This window comes from Brevundimonas sp. (assembly GCF_030704825.1).
Classification (GTDB): domain Bacteria; phylum Pseudomonadota; class Alphaproteobacteria; order Caulobacterales; family Caulobacteraceae; genus Brevundimonas.
On sequence record NZ_JAUYNX010000016.1, the window covers coordinates 233,216 to 254,306 of the forward strand.

A 21,091-nucleotide genomic window follows, 5' to 3' on the forward strand; every position below is an offset into this window, starting at 1 on the left:
GTGAGACCGATCGCCCAAAGAACTGGGTCCCCGCTTTCGCGGGGATGAGCGGAAATCAAGACACATCACGCCACCAGCTCGAACGGTTCCAGCCCCGACAGCCGCATCGCCACCGGCCGTTCCGGGATCTCCCGCGTCGGCAGTTTCGACACCGCCTCCGCCGTGTGCCGGATGTGTTCCGGGGTCGTGCCGCAGCAGCCGCCGACGATGTTGACCAGGCCCGAGGCCGCCCATTCCTCGATGAAGTGGGCCGTCTGGTGCGGCTCCTCGTCGTACTGGCCCATGGCGTTGGGCAGGCCGGCGTTGGGATAGGCGGCCACCAGGGTGTCGGCCACCCGGCTCAGCTCGGCGATGAAGGGCCGCATCAGATCGGCGCCGAGGGCGCAGTTGAAGCCGATGGCGAAGGGTTTGGCGTGGCGCACGCTGTTCCAGAAGGCCTCGGCCGTCTGGCCCGACAGGGTCCGGCCCGAGCGGTCGGTGATGGTGCCCGAGATCCAGATCGGCAGGGCCTCCATGCCCTCGTCCTCGAGGTCCTTGATGGCCTTGATCGCCGCCTTGCAGTTCAGCGTGTCGGTGATGGTCTCGATCAGATAGAGGTCGACCCCGCCCTCGTTCAGCGCCTTCACCTGATGGCGGTAGGCGTCATAGACCTGGTCGAAGGTCACCAGCCGGGCGCCGGGGTCGTTCACGTCCGACGACATCGACAGCATCTTGTTCAGCGGTCCGATCGAACCGGCGGCGAAGCGCGGCTTGTGCGGCTCCTTCGCGGTCCAGCGGTCGGCCGCGGCGCGCGCCAGTTTCGCGCCTTCCAGATTGATGTCCCACACCGACTGCTCGTCCAGCTTGTAGTCGTCCTGGGCGATGACCGTGGCCGAGAAGGTGTTGGTCTCGGAGATGTCGGCGCCGGCGGCGAAATACTGGTCGTGCAGGCCGGAAATGACGTCCGGGCGGGTGATGCACAGGATGTCGTTGTTGCCCTTCATCTGCCCGTTGTGCCCGGCGAAGCGCTCGCCGCGGAAATCTTCTTCCGACAGTTCGCTGCGCTGGATCATCACGCCCCAGGCCCCGTCGAGGACGAGGATCCGCTCCTTCGCGGCCCGGTGCAGGGCGGCGATGCGTTCGCTGCGGGGAAGGGGGATACTCATACCTTGGCCTTCGTCTCTCGCACGCCCAGCACCCGGCAGATCGCATAGACCAGGTCGGCGCGGTTCAATGTGTAGAAGTGGAAGTCGGCGAAGCCTTCCTCCTGCAGCCGGGCGCAGGTTTCGGCCGCGACCGAGGCGGCGATCAGCTTGCGCGTCTCCGGGTCGTCGTCCAGCCCGTCGAAATGGGCCGCCAGCCAGTCGGGCACGGCCGCGCCGCACGCCGCCGACATCCGCTTGAGCCCGGTGAAATTGGTCACCGGCATGATCCCCGGCGACATCGGAATGGTGATCCCCGCCGCCCGGACCCGGTCGCGGAAGCGCAGGAAGGCGTCGATGTCGAAGAAGAACTGGCTGATGGCGCGCGTCGCCCCGGCGTCGACCTTGGCCTTCAGCACGTCGATGTCATGGGCGGTCGACGGGCTTTCGGGATGGCCTTCGGGATAGCAGCCGACGATGACGTCGAAGCCGCCCCTGGCCGTGATGGCGGCGGTCAGCTCGGTGGCGTTGGCGTAACCGTCCGAACGCGGAACATAGACGCCGCCGATGCCGTTCCCGCCGGGCGGATCGCCGCGCAGGGCCACGATGTGGCGCACGCCGGCGTCGCGATAGCCCTCGATGACCGCGTCCACATCCTCGCGGCTGGCCTCGACGCAGGTCAGGTGGGCGGCGGGGGTCAGGGCCGTTTCGGCCAGGATGCGCTCGACCGTCCGGTGGGTGCGCTCGCGCGTCGAACCGCCGGCGCCGTAGGTGACCGAGACGAACTCGGGCTCCAGCGGGGCCAGACGGGTGACCGCCTTCCACAGATTGGCCTCGGCCTCGTCGGTTTTGGGCGGGAAGAATTCGAACGACACGCGGGGGCGCGACTGGTCCTGTCCGGCGCGGGCGACGGGGCCCAGCGGCGACAGCAACAGGGCGCGGGCCTCGGCCAGACTGCGGGGGGCGATGCTCATGCGACCTTGGCCTTGGTTACGTCGGGCCGCTCGGCGGTCCAGATCGAGACGGTCAGGCCGTCAGTGTCGGGGGGCAGGGTGATCGGGGGGGCGGGTCTCAGGCCCGCGCCGGACAGCCAGCGCTGCATCTCGGGATCGGAGAAACCGAGACGGCGATGCTGATGCTCTGCCCGCAGATGCTCCAGCTGGTGAGGCGCGAAATCGACGATCAGCAGCCGGCCGCCCGGCATGACCAGCCGCGCCGCCTCGGCAACCGCCGCGGCCGGATCGGCCAGGTAGTGCAGAACCTGATGCACCAGCACCAGATCGGCGCTGTGTTCGGGCAGGCGGGTGGCGAAGATGTCGCCGTGGCGCAGTTCCACCTTCTCCAGACCGGCCCGGCTGACATTGGCGCGGGCGATGTTGAGCATGTTGTGGCTGAGATCCAGACCGACCGACATCCTGGCCGCCCGGCCCAGCAGGGTCAGCATCCGGCCCGAGCCGGTGCCCAGGTCCACGACCCGCTCGAAGGGGCCGTCGCCGGCGGCGCGCTGGATCGCCGCCTCGACGGCGGTCTCGCAGACATACAGGGAGCGGATGCGGTCCCACTGGGGCGCGACGCGTTCGAAATAGGCGCTGGCCGCGACCTCGCGGGTGCGTCGCACGTCCTCCAGCCGTCGATGGTCGTCGCCGTTCGCTGTCGCGTCCAGCAGGTCCAGCACGGTGTCGATCAGCCGCCGCGCCCGGGGATCCGACGACAGCCGGTAGAAGACCCGGGCCCCGTCGGGAAACCGCTCGATCAGGCCCGCGTCGGTCATCAGCTTCAGGTGCCGCGACACCCGTGGCTGGCTTTGGTCGAGGATGCCGGACAACTCCATCACCGACAGCTCTTCGCCCGCCAGCAGGGACAGCACCCGCAGGCGGGTCGGCTCGCCCGCGGCGCGGAGGGCCTCGACGGTCTGGTCGGCTGTCAATGACATATCCTTATATAAAGATATCCTTATATGATTTGGCAAGGAAAATTGCTGGCCAGACCGCCGATCGGGGATCACTCTGCCCGGACGCGCTCCTGTTTCGTGAGGCTTCGATGACCTTTCGTCCGATCGTTCCGGCGCTCGCGCTGGCTGTCGTGTCAGCGCTCGCCGCCCCGGCGCCGGCCCAGACGCCGCATCCCGGCGGGGGCATGGGCCTGCCGCGGACCGCGGCCGAGGTCCAGCCGTGGTCGGACCGGCTGTTTACGCGCCTCGACGTCGGTCAGGATGGGGCCGTCACCGGCGATGAGCTGACCGTCCTGACCGGGCCCCAGGCCGCGGCGCGGGGCGGATCGCGCCTGCGCGCCATGGTCGCCCAGTCGGATTCGAGCGGCGACGCCCGGATCAGCCGCGAGGAATTGGCCGCCGGCGCGCTGCGGATGTTCGGTCGCATGGACCGGAACGGCGATGGGCGGCTGGCCGACGACGAACTGCCCCAGCCGCCGTCGCGTCCGGCGCCCGTGCCCATTCCGGCCCCGGACCCCATGCCGACCTTCCCCGACAGCCCGCCCGACGGGGGCTGAGGGCCCGACCGAATCCCGTCGGCTTCAGGCCACGGGCGTCTTCAGAGGCTCGCCCGCGAAGGCGGCCGTCAGATTCTGCATCAGCAGCATCAGCATGCCCTGCACGGCCTCGGTCGTCGCCCCGCCCGTGTGGGGGGTCAGCACGGTGTTTGGCACGGCGGCCCAGCGCGCCGCATCCGTCGGCTCGTCCTCGAACACGTCCAGCGCCGCCTGGCCCAGCCGCCCGTCCTCGAGCGCCGCGATCAGGGCCTCCTCGTCGACCAGCTGGCCCCGCGCGACATTGACCAGAAGACCCTGCGGTCCCAGCGCCTCGATGACTTCGCGCGAGATCAGGCCGATGTTGCTGTCGTCGGCCTTGCAGGCCACCACCAGGATGTCGCTGTCCCGCGCCAGCTCGATCAGGGACGCGGCGCGCGGCCAGGCGGCCTCTTTCTCGCGCGGTCCCCACCATTTGACCGTCATGCGCAACGCCCCGGCCCGCCGCGCCACCGCCTCGCCGATGCCGCCCAGCCCGACGATCCCGACCCGTTGGCCATGCAGCGACGGCGTGATCATCTTCGAATCCGCCGTCCATTCCCCGGCCCGCAGGGCCCGGTCGCCGGCCGCGATCTGCCGCCGCGCGGCGAGGATCAGGCCGATGGCGTGGTCGGCCACGTCCTCGTGGTTCACGCCCGGCGCATGGGTGACGGGCAGGCCGCGCGCCTTGCACCATTCGGTGTCGATGCGGTCATGGCCCGAGGTGAAACAGGCGATCAGCTGCAGTTTCGGCAGCTGTTCGATCAACGCCTTGTCGAGCGGAAACTCCCCGGCCACGACCAGCGCCCGGATCTCCGCCTGCGCCTCCAGCGGCGGCCCCTCCCAGAACCGGTAGACGGTCCACTGACTCTCGAGAAAGGCCGTCAGCGGCGCCAGATGCCGCTGCATGATCAGAAGGGCGGGGCGGTCGGTCATGCCGCGCACCCTAGTCCAGTCGCGCTCAATGAAAAACGGCCTCCGGATCGCTCCGGAGGCCGCATCGGGTTTAGCGCCCGAACTTCTGGAACTTGATCCGGTGCGGGATCAGGCTGTCGACGCCGAGGCGGCGCTTCTTGTCTTCCTCATAGGCTTCGAAGTTGCCCTCGAACCATTCGACGTGGCTGTCGCCCTCGAAGGCGAGGATGTGGGTCGCCAGACGGTCCAGGAACCAGCGGTCGTGGGAGATGACCACGGCGCAGCCGGCGAAGCCTTCCAGCGCCTCCTCGAGGTTCTGCAGCGTCTCGATATCCAGGTCGTTGGTCGGTTCGTCGAGCAGCAGCAGATTGCCGCCGGTGGCCAGGGTCTTGGCCAGGTGGACGCGGTTGCGCTCACCGCCGGACAGCTGGCCGACCTTCTTCTGCTGGTCGCCTCCCTTGAAGTTGAAGCTGCCGACATAGGCGCGGGTGTTGATCTCGCGCTTGCCGACCATCATCACGTCGGTGCCGCCCGAGATGACCTCCCAGATGGTCTTGTTCGGCTCCAGATCGTCGCGACTCTGGTCGACATAGGCCAGCTTGACCGTCTCCCCGACGCGGATCGTGCCGGCGTCGGGCTGCTCCTGGCCGGTGATCAGGCGGAACAGGGTCGACTTGCCGGCGCCGTTGGGCCCGATGACGCCGACGATGCCGTTGGGCGGCAGTTTGAAGGTCAGGTCCTTGAACAGAAGCTTGTCGCCGTACGACTTCTGCAGGCCCTCGGCCTCCAGCACCACATTGCCAAGGCGCGGGCCGGGCGGAATCTGGATCACGGCGTGGGTCTGGGTGCCGCGCAGGCTTTCCTGCTCGTCGACCATCCGCTCGTAGGCGGCCAGACGGGCCTTGGACTTGGCCTGACGGGCTTTGGCGCCCGAACGGACCCACTCCAGTTCGCGGGTGAGGGCGCGCTGGCGGGCTTCGGATTCCGACTGCTCCTGCACCACGCGCTTGGTCTTGGCTTCCAGCCAGCTGGAGTAGTTGCCCTCGTGCGGATGGCCCTTGCCGCGGTCCAGTTCCAGCGTCCACTTGGTGACGAGGTCCAGGAAATAGCGGTCGTGGGTCACCAGGATGACGCAGCCGGGGAAGGCTTCCAGGTGGTGCTGCAGCCAGGCCACCGACTCGGCGTCCAGGTGGTTGGTCGGTTCGTCCAGCAGCAGCATGTCGGGCTTGCTCAGCAGCAGCCGGGCGAGAGCCACGCGGCGCTTCTCGCCGCCGGACAGGTTGGTGACCTCCCAGTCGTCGGGCGGGCAGCGCAGGGCGTCCATGGCCATTTCGATGCGGCTGTCGATGTCCCAGACGTCGCCGGCGTCGATCTTTTCCTGCAGGGCCGTCATCTCGGCCATCAGTTCGTCGGTGTATTCCTCGGCCATCTCCATGGCGATGGCGTTGAAGCGGGTGACCCACTGCTTCTCCTCGCACCAGGCCTCGACGTTCTCGCGGACGTTCAGGCTGTCGTCGAGCTGGGGCTCCTGCTCCAGATAGCCGCGCTTGACGCCGTCGGCGGCGCGCGCCTCGCCGGTGAATTCCGTATCCAGCCCGGCCATGATCTTCAGCAGGGTCGACTTGCCCGAACCGTTGACCCCGACGACGCCGATCTTGGCGTCGTTGTAGAAGCTCAGCCAGATGTTCTCGAAGATCTTCTTGCCGCCGGGGAAGGTCTTGGTGAGACCCTGCATCTGGAAAATATATTGCTGCGCCATGAGGTGCGGTGCGCCCTGTCGTCCGGAGTTTAGGGGAGGTTGGCGCGGGATGTAGCGACCGCCGCGCCGTGAGGCAAATGACTAGCCCCTCGACACGGCGGATTGAAGGCGGCCGGGAGGACGGACTAGGTGCGCCCTTATCCGGTCTTCCCAAATGAAGTCCACCCTGGCATTCCGCCGGATGCGGCGACCGCGAGTGGATCACTTGCAACCCCACCGATTTTGAACACCGGGGGCTTAAGGGGATAGTTCAGCGAGGCTTTGCACTCGATGATGTCTATGACTTGGTTTTCTAGCCTATCCCAAACAACGGCGAGATCAGCTGATTCCGCAGGCACGATCATGTACCGGCCCGCCTCCGTGGATGTTCCTCGGGATTCGGGAGCTGGCATAAGGTGGCTTCGCCAGAATTCCTGCTTTTCCTTGGCTCTTTGCCTGGAGAGATGCCACGTCACACACGGGGATGATCGTAAGCGATTTCCATCGTCGGCCAACGCCATGATGTGTCGTGCTCCTTCGATCAGAAAGCCGGAGCGCGTCATTCCTCGGGCCTCGGCAGCGACATCGACTCGTTTCAGAAACTGAGCCCCGATGGAGATGTTGACCCTCACCGGGGCGTCTTCAACATCAGCATCAACCAGGATGCGACCGACCTCCTTAACGTCCGGATCGCCTTTGATGTCTTCCAGCGCGGTGGGCTCAGGAAATGCCTCTCCGTCCTCGGACATTCCCTGCAGATGCAAAGACAGGGCCTCACGCGCGGAAGCGGGTAGTTCCAGCATCGATTCTGCCCCCGTCACGCAGCCGGGAAGGTCTGGAAAGAAGGCGCTATAGCCCCCATCCTGATCTCCCTCGACGATGGCTACGTAAATCACAGTGGACATTCGAACTCCTAGAAACGCAGTCAGCGGAAAGTAAGGCCGCTCTGCCGCTCAATACTCTTGAGAGTCCCGATCTTCAGGTCTCTCTTGGGGTGCGGGACGGTGACCCGGCCCGGTCTGTTCGGATGCTTGAACTGCGCGTGCGAACCCTTCGTAGAGATCCGCCGCCAGCCAGCCGCTTCCAACACACTGATCACGTCGCCGCTTTTCATGTGTGTACCTATACACACGCATGCAAGGGCTACAAGAGCAATACACACGAATACACACCAGCGGTGCTCGCCCGGTGGTGTCACGGCTGGAAGGCCACGCTCTCAGGCGCCGATGCCGCCGTCGACCAGGATGCTGGTTCCGGTGATGTAGCCGGCGCCCGGACCGGCGAGGAAGGCGACCGCCGAGGCGATGTCCGTCGGCTGGCCAAACCGGCCCAGCGAAATGCCGGCGAGCATGCCGGCGGCGTTGGGGCCGTCGGCGGGGTTCATGTCGGTGTCGGTGGCGCCCGGCTTGACCAGATTGACCGTGATCCCCTGCGGGCCGAGCTCGCGCGAGAGGCCGAGGGTGAAGGCCTGCAGCGCCGACTTGCTGGCCGAATAGACCGTCACGCCGCCGAAGGGCACGCGATCGGCCAGGACGCTGCTGATCGAGATGATCCGGCCGTCCGCGCCGATATGGGGCAGGGCCGCCTTGGTCGTCAGAATGACGCCGCGGATGTTGACGTTCAGCAGGGCGTCGATCTCTTCGAGGGACTGGTCGGCGAACGGGGTCCCGCCCGCGATGCCGGCGTTGTTGACGAGGATGTCGAGGCCGCCCAGCCCGGCGACGGCGCCATCGACCGCCCTGGCCGGTCCGTCGGTGGAGCCGGCGTCCGCCTGGATGGCGACGGCCTTGCGGCCCAGGGCGCGCAGTTCGGCGGCGAGGGCTTCGGCTCGGTCGGCGGACTTCTCATAGGTGATGGCGACGTCGGCGCCGTCGGCGGCCAGCTGGCGCGCGATCGCCGCGCCGATGCCGCGGCTGGCGCCGGTGACGAGGGCGCGTTTGCCGGCGAGGGGAAGGGAGGCGGTCATGGTCGGTTCTCTTTCTGTAATGATCGACACAGAAAGTCAGATGGAAAGCTTGCCTCCCTTCGTCAAGGGATTATGTATCGTTCGCTAGAAAAAGAGGTCCGAAAGACGCCATGGCCGGCCGTCCCCGCAGTTTCGATCGCGACGAAGCCCTGTCCCGCGCCCTCCAGGTGTTCTGGAGCAAGGGTTATGCGGACGCGTCCATGACCGACCTGACCGGGGCGATGGGGATCAATTCGCCCAGCCTCTACGCCGCCTTCGGCAGCAAGGAGAATCTCTTCCGCGAGGCGGTTCGGCTCTACACCGACACCGCGGGCGCCGACCTGTGGGCCTCGATGCGCGAGGCCGCGACGGCGCGGGAGGCGATCGAGGGCCTGCTGCTGGCGACGGCCGAGGCCAACAGCCGGTGCGACCGGCCCAAGGGCTGTCTGCTCGTGCTGTCGGGCGCCCACCCCGACGCCCTGCCGGACGGAGCCTGCGACGAGGTGGCGAAAATCCGGACGGATGCGATGGCGACGATGGAGGCGCGGCTGCGGGAGGGTCAGGCGGCGGGCGAGATCGCCGCGGACGCCGACCCGGCCGCCATCGCCGCCTTCTACACCACGGTCCAGCAGGGCATGACCTTCCGGGCCCGCGAGGGAGCCGCGGCCGACGAGCTGCGCGGCACGGCGCGCGCCGCCATGATGGCCTGGGACGGTCTGGCCGGCGTCAGGCGTCGTTGAAGCTGATCGAGATCCACCCGGCGTCTCCTTGCGGGGCAGGGTCCGCTACTCAGCCCGTGGCGGCCATGGGTTCGTCGCCCGACTCGAGGACGGCCCGCATCGCTTCCAGCAATTCCGTGAGCTGCAGCGGCTTGGCCACGCAGGCGTCCATGCCGGCCTTGAGGTATTCGGCGACCTGGTAGGACATCACATTGGCCGTCAGCGCGATGATCGGCGTGCGCGGACGGCCGGTCTCGATTTCGAGTTCGCGCAGGCGCCGCGTGGCCGTGGGTCCGTCCATCCGCGGCATCTGCACGTCCATCAGGATCAGGTCCCAGACGTCGTGTTCCCACGCCTCGATCGCCTCGACGCCGTCGTCGACCACCCGAAGATCGACGCCCAGCTGGTGCAGCAGGGTCTTGAGCACCAGCTGGTTCACCCGGTTGTCCTCGGCGGCCAGGACGCGCAGGCCCGAGGCGCCGGCGGCGATCTGCCGCGCGCCCTCCGGGGCGGGGGTCGCGGCGGCGACATCCGAAAGCCGCCGCAACGGCAGGCCGACCGTGAACCGGCTGCCCCCGCCCGGCTCGCTGACCACGGACAGGTCGCCGCCCATCAGCGCGACGAGATCGCGGGTGATCGCCAGCCCCAGCCCCGTGCCGCCGTAGCGGCGGGTCGTGGAGGCGTCGACCTGGGTGAATTTGTCGAACAGGGCCGCCAGCCGGTCCTCGGGTATGCCGATGCCGGTGTCGCTGACGCTGATCCGCAGGGCCCCGTCCTGGCGCGAGGCGTCGACCCGCACCTCGCCGCTCTCGGTGAATTTCAGCGCATTGGCGATCAGGTTGTAGAGAATCTGGCGCACCCGGGTCGGATCGCCCCGATAGACGCCTGCGGCGTCCGGCGCGATCGTCAGGGCGAATGACAGGCCCTTCTTGTTGGCGATGGCCGTGAATCCGGAATGGGCCCCCTGCACCAGCCGGCCCAGATCGAAGGCGACTTCCTCCAGTTCCAGCTTGCCCGCCTCGATCTTCGACAGATCCAGAATGTCGTTGAGGATCGCCAACAGGTTCTCGCCGGACTCCCGGATGACCTCCAGCCGGTCCTTCTGCGCGCCGGACAGCCGATCCATGGCCATGGCCTGGACCATGCCGAGCACCCCGTTCAGCGGCGTGCGGATTTCATGGCTCATGGTGGCCAGGAAGTTGGACTTGGCGCTGTTGGCGGCGTCCGCCTCGGCCTTGGCGTCGCGCAGGTCGGCCGCGATCCGCTCCAGTTCGCGCGCCCTCCGCTCGACGGTGGTGACGTCGTGGGCCGTCAGAATCCAGCCGCCGTCGGCCAGCGGCTTGCCTTCGTCGCAGATGAGCCGGCCGCCGAAGGCGGTGCGTTCGACGGTGAAGGGCGTCCGGGTGCGGAAATGCTCCCGCATCGAGGCGGCCGCCTCGCTCGACCAGTCGCCGCCGGCGATCATGGCCTGCATGCAGGCGGCGGACCCGGACCCGGGACGGGTCAGGCCCTGCGGCGTCGACGATCCTTCCCAGAAGCGGCCATTGCTGGCGACGATGCGCAGATCCGGGTCGAGAATCAGGACGCCGGCGCCGATCGCTTCCAGCAGGGGCGGCGGCAGATCGGTGGCGGCGCACCCCGCGGCCGGCGCGTGTTCGGCCGCGCGACGGCGGGACGGGGAGGGGACGTCGCCCGCGCCGTCGCGCTGCAGCAACTGGCGGGCGACGCCGGTCAGCACGCCGCCGCGGTTCACCACGGCCCAGGTCGGCAGGGCGTCGACCACCCCCGACAACCGGCCCTTGGCCGCGAACCGTGCGCGGAAGGCCCCGGCGTCGATCAGATCGTGCGCCTCCAGGACCGCCCGCCCCACCAGGACCACGCCCCCGGTGGCTCCCATGGCCAGGGCGACCTGTCCGGCGAAGTCGCCCATCACGCCGAAGAAGCGGCGCACCGCGTTCACGCACCGGGGATCGGCCCCGGTGCGGGCGTACAGAATCACCTCGAGCGGCGACAGGCCCGGCGCCGGCCCCCCTTCGGCGGTGATCAGGGCGTCGTTCACCTGGGCCAGCCCGGGCCAGGACAGCAGCCGCTCGTACGACACCCGGCCGTAGATCCTGGCCAGTTCGTTGAGAAGGGCGATCTCCGCGGCGTCGGCGGGGGCGAAGGCCAGATGGCCCGCCTCCGTATCGATCGCCCGGCATCCCGACTCGCTGATCTCGACCGCCGAAACCCCCAGTCCGTCATCGCAGCTGACCACCGCGTAGCGGCCGGGCTGCAACCGGCAAGGGCCGCCCGGCGTCGTGGTGATCGCCATGAAATCGTCGGCCGACAGCCATTCGAGCGCCAGCGCCCAGGCCGCCGCATCGTTCACGACCGTGATGTCGGTGAATCCGAACGCCGCCTTCAGCTCCGGGATCGACACCGTCCAGCCTGACTGGGTCACGACGAAGGCGTCGCCCGAGACCGGCGCGGCGACCGAAAGGCCGAGCCGGGCCGGCGGCCCGTCGGCCAGATCAGACAGATAGCGCTCGAACGCCTCCACCGGACCGGCGACGTCGGCGACGGCCAGTTCGAAATAGGCCGACATCACCGGCGCGCCGGACGCGTCGACGTCCAGCAGGGCGAATCTGCACGAGTTCGCGTTGATTTCCGCAAGCAGGCCGTAGGCCAATGACGCCCTCCCAAACAGCGTCTTGTTGCGGGCAGTTGGCCATGACGTGGATAAGGAAGGGTTACCGCTACCATCCGGCGGCCGCGTCGTGCGGTTCAGGCGTAGTTGAAGCTCACCGAGATGCGTTCGCTCTTCGCGGCGTTGGGCGGCACCTCGTGGCGCAGCCAGCTTTCCCACATCAGCACCGTCCCCGCGGCGGGGGCCAGGTAGACGAACGGCCGCTCGGCCTCCGGCGCGTCGGCGTGGACGGCGGGTCGGGCCATCATCATCGGCAGGCGCGGGTCTTCCAGCTTCAGGGCCGACGCGCCGTCGGGGACCTCGACATAGAGCGTGCCGCTCAGGAAGGCGTGGGGATGGATGTGGCCGCTGTGGCCGCCGCCGGGCTTGAGGATGTTGACCCACAGGCTGTCGAGCCGGGGCCGGCGGGCCAGGTCGAAATTCAACGCCTTCGCATAGAGCAGGGCGTGGCGGTCCAGATGCCGCTTCAGCTCGGCGAACTCGGGCAGGCGCTGCGGCAGGTCCGTCAGCGAGCCATAGGAGGTGTAGCCGCGATAGCCGTGCTCCCGGCACCAGGCCCGGCCGGCATGGTCCTCGACCGACAGCATGCGGCAGGCTTCGGCCAGGCCGGCGTTGAAGGCGGCGAAGCCGGGGGAGGCGGCCAGCGTGGCCTCATAGACCTGGGTGACGAACAACGGGCGCAGGGACATGCGGGCTCTCTAGCGCAAGGGGTCGGCGATCAGAAGGGCAGGGCGGCCTCGCCCCTCAGGATCGCCTCCGCCTCCGCCGTATGTTTGGCGCCCGAACGGTCGTGCAGCACCAGAGGCGGCAACATACGTAGCGGCGCCCGGCCGGTTCTGATCGCCTGGACCACCACCCGTTTCGCGGGTTCGTCCGTATACGGATGAACGGCCCGGATGGCGAACGAGCCGGCCTTCTCGCCCAGCAGGGCCAGCAGGTCGGCCAGCCGGTCGGCGCGGTGAATCACCACGATCCGCCCGCCCTCGCGCACGGCCTTCAGCAGGAAGCCGGTCCAGGCCTTCAGCCCGTCGTCGGCCATCCACGCCCCGCGCTTGCCCGGCGAGGGCGCGCGCAGGGCGGCCGGGTCGTCGAAGAAGGGCGGATTGCTCACGGCCCAGTCGAAGGGCTCCACCTCCAGCTCCCGGAACCCCGCCGCCACGTCGCCGGTCAGGATCGTGGCCTGCGCCCCGTTCAGCGCCGCGTTCTCACGCGCCAGCGCCGTCAGCGCCGGATCGCGCTCCAGCCCGGTCAGGACGGCGCCGGGCCGCCGCGCGGCGATCTGCATCAGCACCGCGCCCGCGCCGCAGCCGGCCTCGATCACCCGTTGCCCGGGCGCAGCGGCCACCGCCGCCGCCAGCAGGGCCGCGTCCATGCCCGCGCGATATCCCGTCGCCGGCTGGCGCAGCCGGACGCGACCGCCCAGCAGGGCGTTCTCGACGATCCCGGCGTCGTCGGGCGGAGATGGTGCGACGGTCACGCGGCTTGACCCTTCATGGACCGATCACCATTGTGCGCCGCATCGTCGCCGGGCAAGGCGGCGGCTGGATTTTCGGGCGTGATTCTCCCCCGCGCCGCCGTTTCGATGAGTTTCCCGTTGGACGCTGTCCCTGTCGCCGACCCCCGTTCCAAGGGCAGCGTCGAGCCGCTCGTCCGGCTCGCGTCGCGCGACATGGCGACCGTCGACGCCCTGATCCTCGAGCGGATGCAGTCGCAGGTGCCGGTCATCCCCCTGCTGGCCGAACACCTGGTCTCGGCCGGAGGCAAGCGGCTGCGGCCCCTGCTGACCCTCGCCGCGGCGCGGGCCTCGGGCGCGACCGGCGATATCGCCGCCCCGGTCAAGCTGGCCGCCGCGGTCGAGTTCATCCACACGGCCACCCTGCTGCACGACGACGTGGTCGACAGCTCGGACCTGCGCCGCGGCAAGGTCGCGGCCCATCTGATCTGGGGCGCCCCCTCCAGCGTCCTGGTCGGCGACTTCCTGTTCGCCCGCGCCTTCGAACTGATGGTCGAGACCGGCCGGATGCGGGCCCTGGGCATCCTCGCCCGCGCCTCCAGCGTCATCTCGGAGGGCGAGGTGCTGCAGCTGACCCGCGCCCACGACCTGAACCTGGACCAGGACACCTATCTGCGCATCATCTCGGCCAAGACCGCCGAACTGTTCGCCGCCGCCGCCGAGGCCGGAGCTGTCGGCGCCGACGCCGACGAGGACGCGGTCCAGGCGCTGCGGGCCTATGGCCTGAACCTCGGCCTGGCCTTCCAGCTGGCCGACGACGCCCTCGACTACGGCGGCCAGTCCGAGGTGCTGGGCAAGAACGCCGGCGACGACTTCCGGGAGGGCAAGGTCACCCTGCCCCTGCTGCTGGCCGCCGCCCGCACGCGCGGCCGCGAGGACGCCTTCTGGGACCGCACCATCAACCAGGGCCAGCGCACCGAGGACGACTTCCGCCGCGCCCGCGAACTGGTGGTCGGCACGGGCGCGGTCGGTTCGACGCTCGACCTCGCCTGGGAATACGCCGCCGCCGCCCGGGATTCGCTCGGGCCGCTTCCGCAAGGCGACTGGCGCTCGGCGCTGGAGCAGGTCGCGGACTTCGCGGTCAGCCGGGCGGCCTGACAGCTAGCACCTGATCGCGGCTCCGTGTCTTTCAGCCGCGAAGTCGAGCAACGGCCGGTCGCGGGTCATGAGCCGGTATCTGTTGGCGCGCGCCGTCGCGGCGATGATGCGGTCGGCCGGATCGCGGAGCCTTGGCGCGTTCAGTTCGGTCGCGGCGACTAAAATCGCGGGAGACAGCCCGGCGCAGTCTATTCCCGCCTCCACCAACCCTTCGAACCAATTCAGCGCCGGCATGGCCAGAACGATCCGCTGTTTGGACGCCAGCATGCCGACCTCCCACGCCGTGATCGGCGACACGAGGACGGCGATCCCGGCGGAGAGGGTCGATCGGACTTCGTCCAACGCCGGTGCTTTCATCTCCCCGGCCGCGAGCCAGAGCGCCGCGCAGGTGTCGAGCAAAATGGGACGGTCAGTCACGCTCCGCGTCCCAGACCTCCCCCGTCGGGTCCGTCAGATCCACGCCCGGCATGATCGTGACCGTGCCGCCAAGTCGTTCCCGAATGCGATCCAGGATGAAACGGCCGCGATCCTCTTCGACGGGTTCCTGGCCATGCTGAAACGGCGCGCCCTTTTCCGCGACCCCGACGTCCGAAGCGCTGGACAGCCCGCCGGGTTCAACGCCCAGGATGGCGGCGAGCATCGTCAACCTTCCGGGGCGAGGGCGCGTCTTTCCGGACAGCCACTTTCGGACCGCCTCGACCGTGACGGGTTCACGGAAGCGACGCCCCATCTCGTCGCGGATCCAAAGCGACCGGTCTTGATCCAGCGGCGGGACGCCGGCCTTGTCGCAAGCGTCTCGCAGCCGGGCGGCGAACGCCAGATGGGGGGCCGTCGTCTGCAGTCGCCGGGTCACGGCCTTCGCTTCAACTGTGAACGTCCGTCACCCTATCATAAGCCGGCGATACAATCAAAAGGCGATTTCAGCGCAACCCTGAGCAGAACCGCTGGATGCGCGCGCACGCCTCCTCCAGCACGCTCTCCGAGGTCGCATAGCTGATGCGGAAATAGGGGCTCAGGCCGAAGGCCGAACCCTGCACCACCGCCACGCCCTCGGCGTCCAGAAGGGCGGTCGCGAACGCGTCGTCGCTGTCGATCACGGTCCCGTCCTCCGTCCGCTTGCCGATCAGGCCCTCGATCGACGGATAGACGTAGAAGGCCCCTTCGGGCGTGGCGCAGCGGATGCCCGTCGCCTGGTTCAGCATCGAAACGACCAGGTCGCGCCGCCGCTCGAAATGCTTCGCCCGTTCGGCGATGAAGTCCTGCGGCCCGTTCAGCGCCTCGACCGCCGCCCACTGGCTGACCGACGCGGGGTTGGAGGTGGTCTGGCCCGCCACCTTGCGCATCAGGTCGATCAGCGGCTTCGGCCCGCCGGCGTAGCCGATGCGCCAGCCGGTCATGGCGTAGGCCTTGGACACCCCGTTCACCGTCAGCGTCCGGTCGTAGAGGTCGGGCGCGACCTGGGCGATCGTCCTGTAGTCGAAGTCGCCGTAGATCAGGTGCTCGTACATGTCGTCGGTCATCACCCAGACCTGCGGGTGGCGGCGCAGCACGGCGGCCAGCGCCTCCAGCTCGGCGCCGGTATAGGCTGCGCCCGTGGGGTTCGACGGGCTGTTCAGGATCAGCCACTTGGTCCGCGGCGTGATCGCCGCCTCCAGCACCTCCGGCTTCAGCTTGAAGCCGTCGGCCTCGTGACCGACGACGGTCACCGGCTCGCCGCCGGCCAGCAGCACCATGTCGGGATAGCTGACCCAGTAGGGCGCCGGCACGATCACCTCGTCGCCCGGCGACAGGGTGGCGACCAGGGCGTTGTAGATCACCGTCTTGCCGCCGGGCGCGACGTGGATCTGGTTCACGGCGTAGGTCAGGCCGTTCTCGCGCGCGAACTTGGCCGCCACCGCCGCCTTCAGCTCGGGCACGCCGTCGACGTCGGTGTATTTGGTTTCGCCCCGGCGGATGGCCGCGATGGCGGCCTCCTTGACGTTCTCGGGCGTGTCGAAGTCCGGTTCTCCGGCCCCCAGTCCGATCACGTCGCGCCCCTCGCGCTTCAGCTCGCGGGCGCGGGCGGTGACCGCCAGGGTGGCTGACGGCTTGACGCGGGCGAGGGCGGCGGACTGCAGGCTGGACATGACGACTCCCGGGGACGGAGCGCAATCCTTACGCAGTTGCGAAAGAGCGGGCAAATGCCGGGTCAGGCGGCAGGGAATCTATTCGACGCCCGCCTCGGCCTGACCGGTCCGGGACTGGTGCCCGAGAAAGATTTCCACCTCGGGATGGGCGGCGGCGAAGCGGCGCAGGCGTTCGAAGGAGGTCGCCGCATCGACGCGGGCGCCGGGGGCGACGGGCTGGGGCATGGCCTGTTCCCAGCCCAGCCGGGTATGGGCCGCGTCGCCGACGATCAGCTTCGGACCGTCGGTCGCATTGACCAGATAGGCGGTCGAGCCGGGCGAGTGCCCGGGCACATGGATCGCCCAGATCGAGCCGTCCCCGAAAATGTCCAGAACTCCCGCGAAGCCGTCGTCCGGATCGGCCTGGAAGGCCCACTCCTTCAAGGGGCCGAAGCCCTCCAGAATCGCGTCCGCCGGCGGGCCCAGCAGGCCGTTGAGTCTGTTCTTCTCGGCGGCGTCGCCGGGCCCCAGATGGACGGGCGCGGCGTGATCCAGGTCGATAAGCCCGCCGATATGATCGAAATGCAGATGGGTCAGGAACACCGCGCGAGGCGCCGTCTGCCCCGCCAGCAGCCGTCCCGTCGTCTGGTCGATCCGCACGGCCATGTCCGCCAGCGCGCGCCGCATGATCCCGTTCAGGCGGGGCTCGAGATCGGCGGATACTCCCGCGTCGATCAGATACCGTCCCCGCGTCGGATGATCGACGACATAGGCGTAGATATTGGCCTCCTCGGAACCCGGCGGGACGGCCGACGTGCGGGGGTCGTCACGGTCGATGAACGTGCCCCGGCCCCCGGTCCATGTCGCGAAGCGGACCCGGCGGAAGGTGACCGTACCAGGCCGCGTCAGGCTGGCTTCCAGGCCGGACGTCCGGGAGGGTGTTCCCAGGTTGGAAGCAATCGCCGGGTGATGCGTCGCCGGCGTGGCGCAAGCGGACAGACCGGCGGCGAACGCCAGGATCGCCATGGCGACAAGCCCGCTGCGGCATGAGAGGATCGACGGCATCAGGCGCTCCGTTTGATTTCCGGATCATATCGAAATACATAAAAATATCTCTGTCAATCGCGTGTTCATACAGGTCCGCCCTTGGCCTTGATCCTGCCGTTCCCTCCGCCCGTCATCGAACAGCCCCCGCTGCTGGGCCGCATCCGCCGGCTGAGCCGACCGCTGGAGTGGCTGTTCACGGCCCTCTTCGCTCTCGGCGCGGTCATTCTCGTCGTGGCCGTGGCGGGCGCGCTGGCTTATGGCGGCGACCGGCTGCAGGTCTGGCCCGGCGGTATCCAGATCTATGTCGAAGCCGCCGTCCCGCCGGTCCCGCCCGGCTGGACCACGGTGGGCGCCCTGCCCTGGGTGCAGAAGCTGGCCCTGTCGGTCTCCGCCTGCCTGATGGTCGTCCCGGCGCTCGCCATCCTGTGGCAGCTGCGGCGTCTGTTCCGGCTCTATGGGGAGGGCGTCGTCCTCGAAGCGCGCAACGCGCGTTGCATCGCCGCCATCGCCGTCTGGCTGATCGCCTACGCCGTCGGTCCGACGCTGGGGCATATGGTCGTGGCCGCTTCCGGGTTCGACGACCGCGGCTGGCTCAGGCTGGACAGCCTCCAGGCGCTGGTGCTGGGCCTCGTGCTGGTTGTCGTCGCGCGGGTCATGCGATGGGGCGCCGAGGTCGCCGACGATGCGGCGCGGTTCGTCTGATGCCCATTGTGGTCCGGCTCGACGTCGTGATGGCCCGGCGCAAGGTGCGCTCGAACGTGCTGGCGCGCGCCATCGGCATATCCGAGACCAACCTCAGCCTCCTCAAATCGGGCAAGGTGCGCGGCATGCGGCTGGCGACCCTCGACGCCATCTGCCGCTATCTGGACTGCGCCCCGGCCGATCTCCTCGAATATGTGCCCGAGACCGACCAGGGGACCGTGGCTCAAAGGTCGGGCCGGTACGCGGAGTAGGGCGGATGGACGCCTTCTGGCGTCCGGCCGCTCTCGCGGGCCCCGTCCCGGGGTGCTAATCGCTGGCGGATGCGCCGTCTCCTCGACTTCATCCTCAACATGGAGGCCCGCCGCTGGCGGGCGGTGCTGGCGACGGCGCTGCTGCTCGGCGCGACCCTCGGCCTGCTGGCGATCGGCAAGAGCCAGCTGGGCCTGGCGGCCGAGGAGAACCTCGAGGCCTGGCTGCAGGGCTACGCCGGCAGCCCCTGGGCCTTCGCGGCCACGATCGTCCTGTTCATCGCCGCCGCCTTCATCGGCGCGCCGCAATTCATCCTGATCGCCGCCTGCGTCGTCGCCTTCGGGCCGACGCTGGGATTTCTCTACAGCTGGGCCGCGACCGTGGCCTCGGCGGGCGTGACCTACTGGCTGGGGCGCGGGCCGACGGCGCGGCTGGTCGATCGCTTCGGCGGCCGCACCATGGGCCGGCTCAAGGGCTTCGTCGGCAAGAACGCCTTCTACGCCAGCTTCATGATCCGCAACGTGCCCTCGGCGCCCTTCATCGTCGTCAATATGGCCTTCGGCGCCACGCGCGCGTCCTTCCCCGCCTTCCTCGCCGGCTGCGCCCTCGGCGTCCTGCCCAAGACCGCCCTGGTGGCTTTCTTCGGCGGGGCGGTGGTCGCGGCGGTCAGCGGCGACGGCGTCTGGACCTCGCTGATCCTGGCGGGGGTGGCCGTGGTCTGGCTGGGTCTGATGCTGGGCGTGCGCGAACTGGTCAGGCGGCGCGAGCGGGCGGCGGGTCCGGACTAGATTTCGTGTCCGGCATTCAGTCTCGCGGCCGTCAGGACCGGCCCCCGGGATGTTCCCCTCCCGAACGAACATTCAACCTCCCTTAATCTGCGAAGATCAACTTCAGCGCGAGAACGGGGGGTGTCGCCATCGATACTCAAACGCTGCGGAACGAACACAGTGCGATCCTGCGCCTGGTCAGCCGGCTCGGCGGCCTTTCACATGACGTGAAGCGGCGGGACGACGCCGAACGCGCGCGGGCCCTCATCCTCGACATCGACCACCTGCTGCGGGGTCACCTCGCCCGGGAGGACGCCGATCTCTATCCGGCGATGATGGGCGCCGCGGACCCGCGGACCCGGGCGCTGGGCACGTCCGCCGCCGGCGAGATGGGCGGCCTCCTCGGAGTGTGGACCGACTATCGGGATCACTGGACCGTCGCGACGATCCTGGGCGGAACGCGCCGGTTCGCCGCCGTCACCGGGGGCGTCATAGGGGCCCTGTCGCTGCGGATCGAGATGGAAAACGACGTCCTCTATCCCGCGATGGACCGTCCGGACGGCGGCGCCGCCCGCGACGCGGCCTGACACGGGCGCCGCGCCGCGTCACGTTCTGGTGAGGCGGGCTCAAACGCATGGCCGGCTGGACTTTTCGCGCTCGCTCGTCCGGCGACAGGGCTTGTATTCGCCCGCGCACACGGGCAAACGAGCCGTAAGGTCGGTCAGGCGATAACGATCAGGAGGCGGCGCGTGGGGATGCGCGTTCGCCGGGGCGTCGCCGAAACGGATCGAGACTGACGCACGCCCCTTCCAGGCCCGAACGAACGGTATCCCGAACCCATGTTCTCCAGCATTTTCGGCGCGATCTCCAACGACATCGCCATCGACCTCGGCACCGCCAACACCCTGATCTACATGAAGGGCAAGGGCATCGTGCTGAACGAACCCTCCGTCGTGGCCCTGCGCAACGTCGGCGGCCGGAAGATCGTCCACGCCGTCGGCATAGAGGCCAAGCAGATGCTGGGCCGCACCCCCGGCCACATGGAAGCCATCCGTCCCATGCGCGACGGGGTCATCGCCGACTTCGAGGTCGCCGAGGAGATGATCAAGCACTTCATCCGCAAGGTTCATAACCGCAAGGGCTTCGTGAACCCCAAGGTCATCGTCTGCGTGCCGTCGGGCGCCACCGCCGTCGAGCGCCGCGCCATCAACGATTCCTGCCTCAACGCCTCGGCCCGCCGGGTCGGCCTGATCGACGAGCCGATGGCCGCCGCCATCGGCGCCGGTCTGCCGATCCACGAGCCGACCGGCTCCATGGTCGTCGACATCGGCGGCGGCACCACCGAGGTCGCCGTGCTGTCCCTGTCGGGCATCGTCTATTCGCGTTCGGTCCGCGTCGGCGGCGACAAGATGGACGAGGCGATCATCAGCTACATGCGCCGCAACCATAACCTTCTGATCGGCGAGACCACCGCCGAGCGGATCAAGAAGGACATCGGCACCGCCCGCATCCCGGCCGACGGCGAAGGCCTGTCGATCGACGTCAAGGGCCGCGACCTGATGCAGGGCGTGCCGCGCGAGGTCCGCATCTCGGAACGCCAGGCCGCCGAGGCCCTGGCCGAGCCGGTCACCCAGATCGTCGAGGCCGTGAAGGTCGCCCTGGAGGCCACCCCGCCCGAACTGGCCGCGGACATCGCCGACAAGGGCATCATGCTGACCGGCGGCGGCGCCCTGCTGCGCGGCCTGGACGCCGAGATTCGCGACCACACCGGCCTGCCGGTCTCCGTCGCCGACGATCCGCTGTCCTGCGTGGCGATCGGCTGCGGCCGGGTGCTCGAGCATCCGCGCTGGATGAAGGGCGTGCTCGACTCGGCCCTGTAGGGTTCGGTCGAAACACCGCCTCAAAACCCTGTCATGTGGGCCCGACGCCGGTATCCAAGCGGCATGGATTTTGCGATAGG

Annotated in this window: 23 protein-coding genes; 8 read left to right on the forward strand and 15 right to left on the reverse strand. The window is 68.9% G+C overall.

What is annotated here, in order from left to right; genetic code table 11:
- Positions 1 to 65: 65 nt before the first annotated feature.
- The 3 genes from Q8Q71_RS09950 to Q8Q71_RS09960 are packed head-to-tail and all read right to left on the reverse strand — an operon-like array spanning position 66 to position 3,054.
- Positions 66 to 1,145 (reverse strand): homocysteine S-methyltransferase family protein, encoded by a 1,080-nt coding sequence (locus Q8Q71_RS09950; protein ID WP_305759428.1) that lies wholly within the window; start codon positions 1,143 to 1,145, stop codon positions 66 to 68.
- Positions 1,142 to 2,095, reverse strand: coding sequence for a methylenetetrahydrofolate reductase [NAD(P)H] (gene metF / locus Q8Q71_RS09955; protein WP_305759429.1), 954 nt, complete (start codon positions 2,093 to 2,095; stop codon positions 1,142 to 1,144). Before metF ends, Q8Q71_RS09950 begins: the two co-directional genes overlap by 4 nt.
- A complete protein-coding gene (locus Q8Q71_RS09960) occupies positions 2,092 to 3,054 on the reverse strand; it encodes a metalloregulator ArsR/SmtB family transcription factor (RefSeq protein WP_305759430.1) in 963 nt (320 codons plus the stop codon). Before Q8Q71_RS09960 ends, metF begins: the two co-directional genes overlap by 4 nt.
- A gap of 107 nt (positions 3,055 to 3,161) precedes the next feature.
- Here Q8Q71_RS09960 and Q8Q71_RS09965 point away from each other — a divergent pair, with 107 nt between their 5' ends.
- Positions 3,162 to 3,629, forward strand: coding sequence for an EF-hand domain-containing protein (locus Q8Q71_RS09965; RefSeq protein ID WP_305759431.1), 468 nt, complete (start codon positions 3,162 to 3,164; stop codon positions 3,627 to 3,629).
- A 24-nt stretch (positions 3,630 to 3,653) separates the two neighbouring features.
- Here the strand turns inward: Q8Q71_RS09965 and Q8Q71_RS09970 are convergent, their stop codons facing one another.
- The 5 genes from Q8Q71_RS09970 to Q8Q71_RS09990 form a co-directional block, all read right to left on the reverse strand.
- The gene (locus tag Q8Q71_RS09970; RefSeq protein ID WP_305759432.1) at positions 3,654 to 4,580 is read right to left on the reverse strand and encodes a 2-hydroxyacid dehydrogenase; all 927 of its coding nucleotides are present in this window, start codon (positions 4,578 to 4,580) and stop codon (positions 3,654 to 3,656) included.
- 70 nt (positions 4,581 to 4,650) lie between these two features.
- A complete protein-coding gene (gene ettA, locus Q8Q71_RS09975; RefSeq protein ID WP_305759433.1) occupies positions 4,651 to 6,318 on the reverse strand; it encodes an energy-dependent translational throttle protein EttA in 1,668 nt (555 codons plus the stop codon).
- 137 nt (positions 6,319 to 6,455) lie between these two features.
- Positions 6,456 to 7,202 carry a type II toxin-antitoxin system HicB family antitoxin gene (locus Q8Q71_RS09980; RefSeq protein WP_305759434.1) on the reverse strand — a complete coding sequence of 249 codons (747 nt, stop codon included), beginning with the start codon at positions 7,200 to 7,202 and terminating at the stop codon, positions 6,456 to 6,458.
- 20 nt (positions 7,203 to 7,222) lie between these two features.
- The gene (locus Q8Q71_RS09985; protein WP_305759435.1) at positions 7,223 to 7,411 is read right to left on the reverse strand and encodes a type II toxin-antitoxin system HicA family toxin; all 189 of its coding nucleotides are present in this window, start codon (positions 7,409 to 7,411) and stop codon (positions 7,223 to 7,225) included.
- 102 nt (positions 7,412 to 7,513) lie between these two features.
- Positions 7,514 to 8,263, reverse strand: a complete 750-nt coding sequence (locus tag Q8Q71_RS09990) for an SDR family oxidoreductase (RefSeq protein WP_305759436.1) — start codon at positions 8,261 to 8,263, stop codon at positions 7,514 to 7,516.
- Between the two features lie 110 nt (positions 8,264 to 8,373).
- Here Q8Q71_RS09990 and Q8Q71_RS09995 point away from each other — a divergent pair, with 110 nt between their 5' ends.
- A complete protein-coding gene (locus Q8Q71_RS09995) occupies positions 8,374 to 8,982 on the forward strand; it encodes a TetR/AcrR family transcriptional regulator (RefSeq protein ID WP_305759437.1) in 609 nt (202 codons plus the stop codon).
- Positions 8,983 to 9,031: 49 nt separating this feature from the next.
- On the opposite strand, the gene Q8Q71_RS10000 is transcribed toward Q8Q71_RS09995, so the two are convergent.
- The 3 genes from Q8Q71_RS10000 to Q8Q71_RS10010 form a co-directional block, all read right to left on the reverse strand.
- On the reverse strand, positions 9,032 to 11,632 hold the full coding sequence (locus Q8Q71_RS10000) for a glucokinase (RefSeq protein WP_305759438.1): 2,601 nt from the start codon (positions 11,630 to 11,632) through the stop codon (positions 9,032 to 9,034).
- A 95-nt stretch (positions 11,633 to 11,727) separates the two neighbouring features.
- A complete protein-coding gene (locus tag Q8Q71_RS10005; RefSeq protein ID WP_305759439.1) occupies positions 11,728 to 12,339 on the reverse strand; it encodes a TIGR02466 family protein in 612 nt (203 codons plus the stop codon).
- Positions 12,340 to 12,368: 29 nt separating this feature from the next.
- A complete protein-coding gene (locus Q8Q71_RS10010; RefSeq protein ID WP_305759440.1) occupies positions 12,369 to 13,127 on the reverse strand; it encodes a tRNA1(Val) (adenine(37)-N6)-methyltransferase in 759 nt (252 codons plus the stop codon).
- Between the two features lie 192 nt (positions 13,128 to 13,319).
- Between Q8Q71_RS10010 and Q8Q71_RS10015 the strand changes: the two genes are divergently transcribed.
- The gene (locus tag Q8Q71_RS10015) at positions 13,320 to 14,261 is read left to right on the forward strand and encodes a polyprenyl synthetase family protein (RefSeq protein ID WP_371315950.1); all 942 of its coding nucleotides are present in this window, start codon (positions 13,320 to 13,322) and stop codon (positions 14,259 to 14,261) included.
- Positions 14,262 to 14,264: 3 nt separating this feature from the next.
- Here the strand turns inward: Q8Q71_RS10015 and Q8Q71_RS10020 are convergent, their stop codons facing one another.
- The 4 genes from Q8Q71_RS10020 to Q8Q71_RS10035 form a co-directional block, all read right to left on the reverse strand.
- Positions 14,265 to 14,678 (reverse strand): type II toxin-antitoxin system VapC family toxin, encoded by a 414-nt coding sequence (locus tag Q8Q71_RS10020; protein WP_305759441.1) that lies wholly within the window; start codon positions 14,676 to 14,678, stop codon positions 14,265 to 14,267.
- A complete protein-coding gene (locus Q8Q71_RS10025; protein WP_305759442.1) occupies positions 14,671 to 14,901 on the reverse strand; it encodes a hypothetical protein in 231 nt (76 codons plus the stop codon). The genes Q8Q71_RS10020 and Q8Q71_RS10025 overlap by 8 nt, the downstream gene beginning before the upstream one ends.
- Positions 14,902 to 15,181: 280 nt before the next feature.
- Positions 15,182 to 16,387 carry a pyridoxal phosphate-dependent aminotransferase gene (locus tag Q8Q71_RS10030; RefSeq protein ID WP_305759443.1) on the reverse strand — a complete coding sequence of 402 codons (1,206 nt, stop codon included), beginning with the start codon at positions 16,385 to 16,387 and terminating at the stop codon, positions 15,182 to 15,184.
- Positions 16,388 to 16,465: 78 nt separating this feature from the next.
- Positions 16,466 to 17,431 (reverse strand): MBL fold metallo-hydrolase, encoded by a 966-nt coding sequence (locus Q8Q71_RS10035; RefSeq protein WP_305759444.1) that lies wholly within the window; start codon positions 17,429 to 17,431, stop codon positions 16,466 to 16,468.
- A gap of 81 nt (positions 17,432 to 17,512) precedes the next feature.
- Between Q8Q71_RS10035 and Q8Q71_RS10040 the strand changes: the two genes are divergently transcribed.
- From Q8Q71_RS10040 to Q8Q71_RS10060, 5 genes are all read left to right on the forward strand, one after another.
- Complete coding sequence (locus tag Q8Q71_RS10040) at positions 17,513 to 18,115, forward strand: DUF2975 domain-containing protein (protein ID WP_305759445.1); 603 nt, start codon at positions 17,513 to 17,515, stop codon at positions 18,113 to 18,115.
- On the forward strand, positions 18,115 to 18,366 hold the full coding sequence (locus tag Q8Q71_RS10045; RefSeq protein ID WP_305759446.1) for a helix-turn-helix transcriptional regulator: 252 nt from the start codon (positions 18,115 to 18,117) through the stop codon (positions 18,364 to 18,366). The genes Q8Q71_RS10040 and Q8Q71_RS10045 overlap by 1 nt, the downstream gene beginning before the upstream one ends.
- A gap of 69 nt (positions 18,367 to 18,435) precedes the next feature.
- The gene (locus Q8Q71_RS10050) at positions 18,436 to 19,152 is read left to right on the forward strand and encodes a TVP38/TMEM64 family protein (protein WP_305759447.1); all 717 of its coding nucleotides are present in this window, start codon (positions 18,436 to 18,438) and stop codon (positions 19,150 to 19,152) included.
- Between the two features lie 143 nt (positions 19,153 to 19,295).
- On the forward strand, positions 19,296 to 19,718 hold the full coding sequence (locus Q8Q71_RS10055; protein WP_305759460.1) for a hemerythrin domain-containing protein: 423 nt from the start codon (positions 19,296 to 19,298) through the stop codon (positions 19,716 to 19,718).
- A gap of 252 nt (positions 19,719 to 19,970) precedes the next feature.
- Positions 19,971 to 21,011 (forward strand): rod shape-determining protein, encoded by a 1,041-nt coding sequence (locus Q8Q71_RS10060; protein WP_056450471.1) that lies wholly within the window; start codon positions 19,971 to 19,973, stop codon positions 21,009 to 21,011.
- The last annotated feature ends 80 nt before the right edge of the window (positions 21,012 to 21,091 follow it).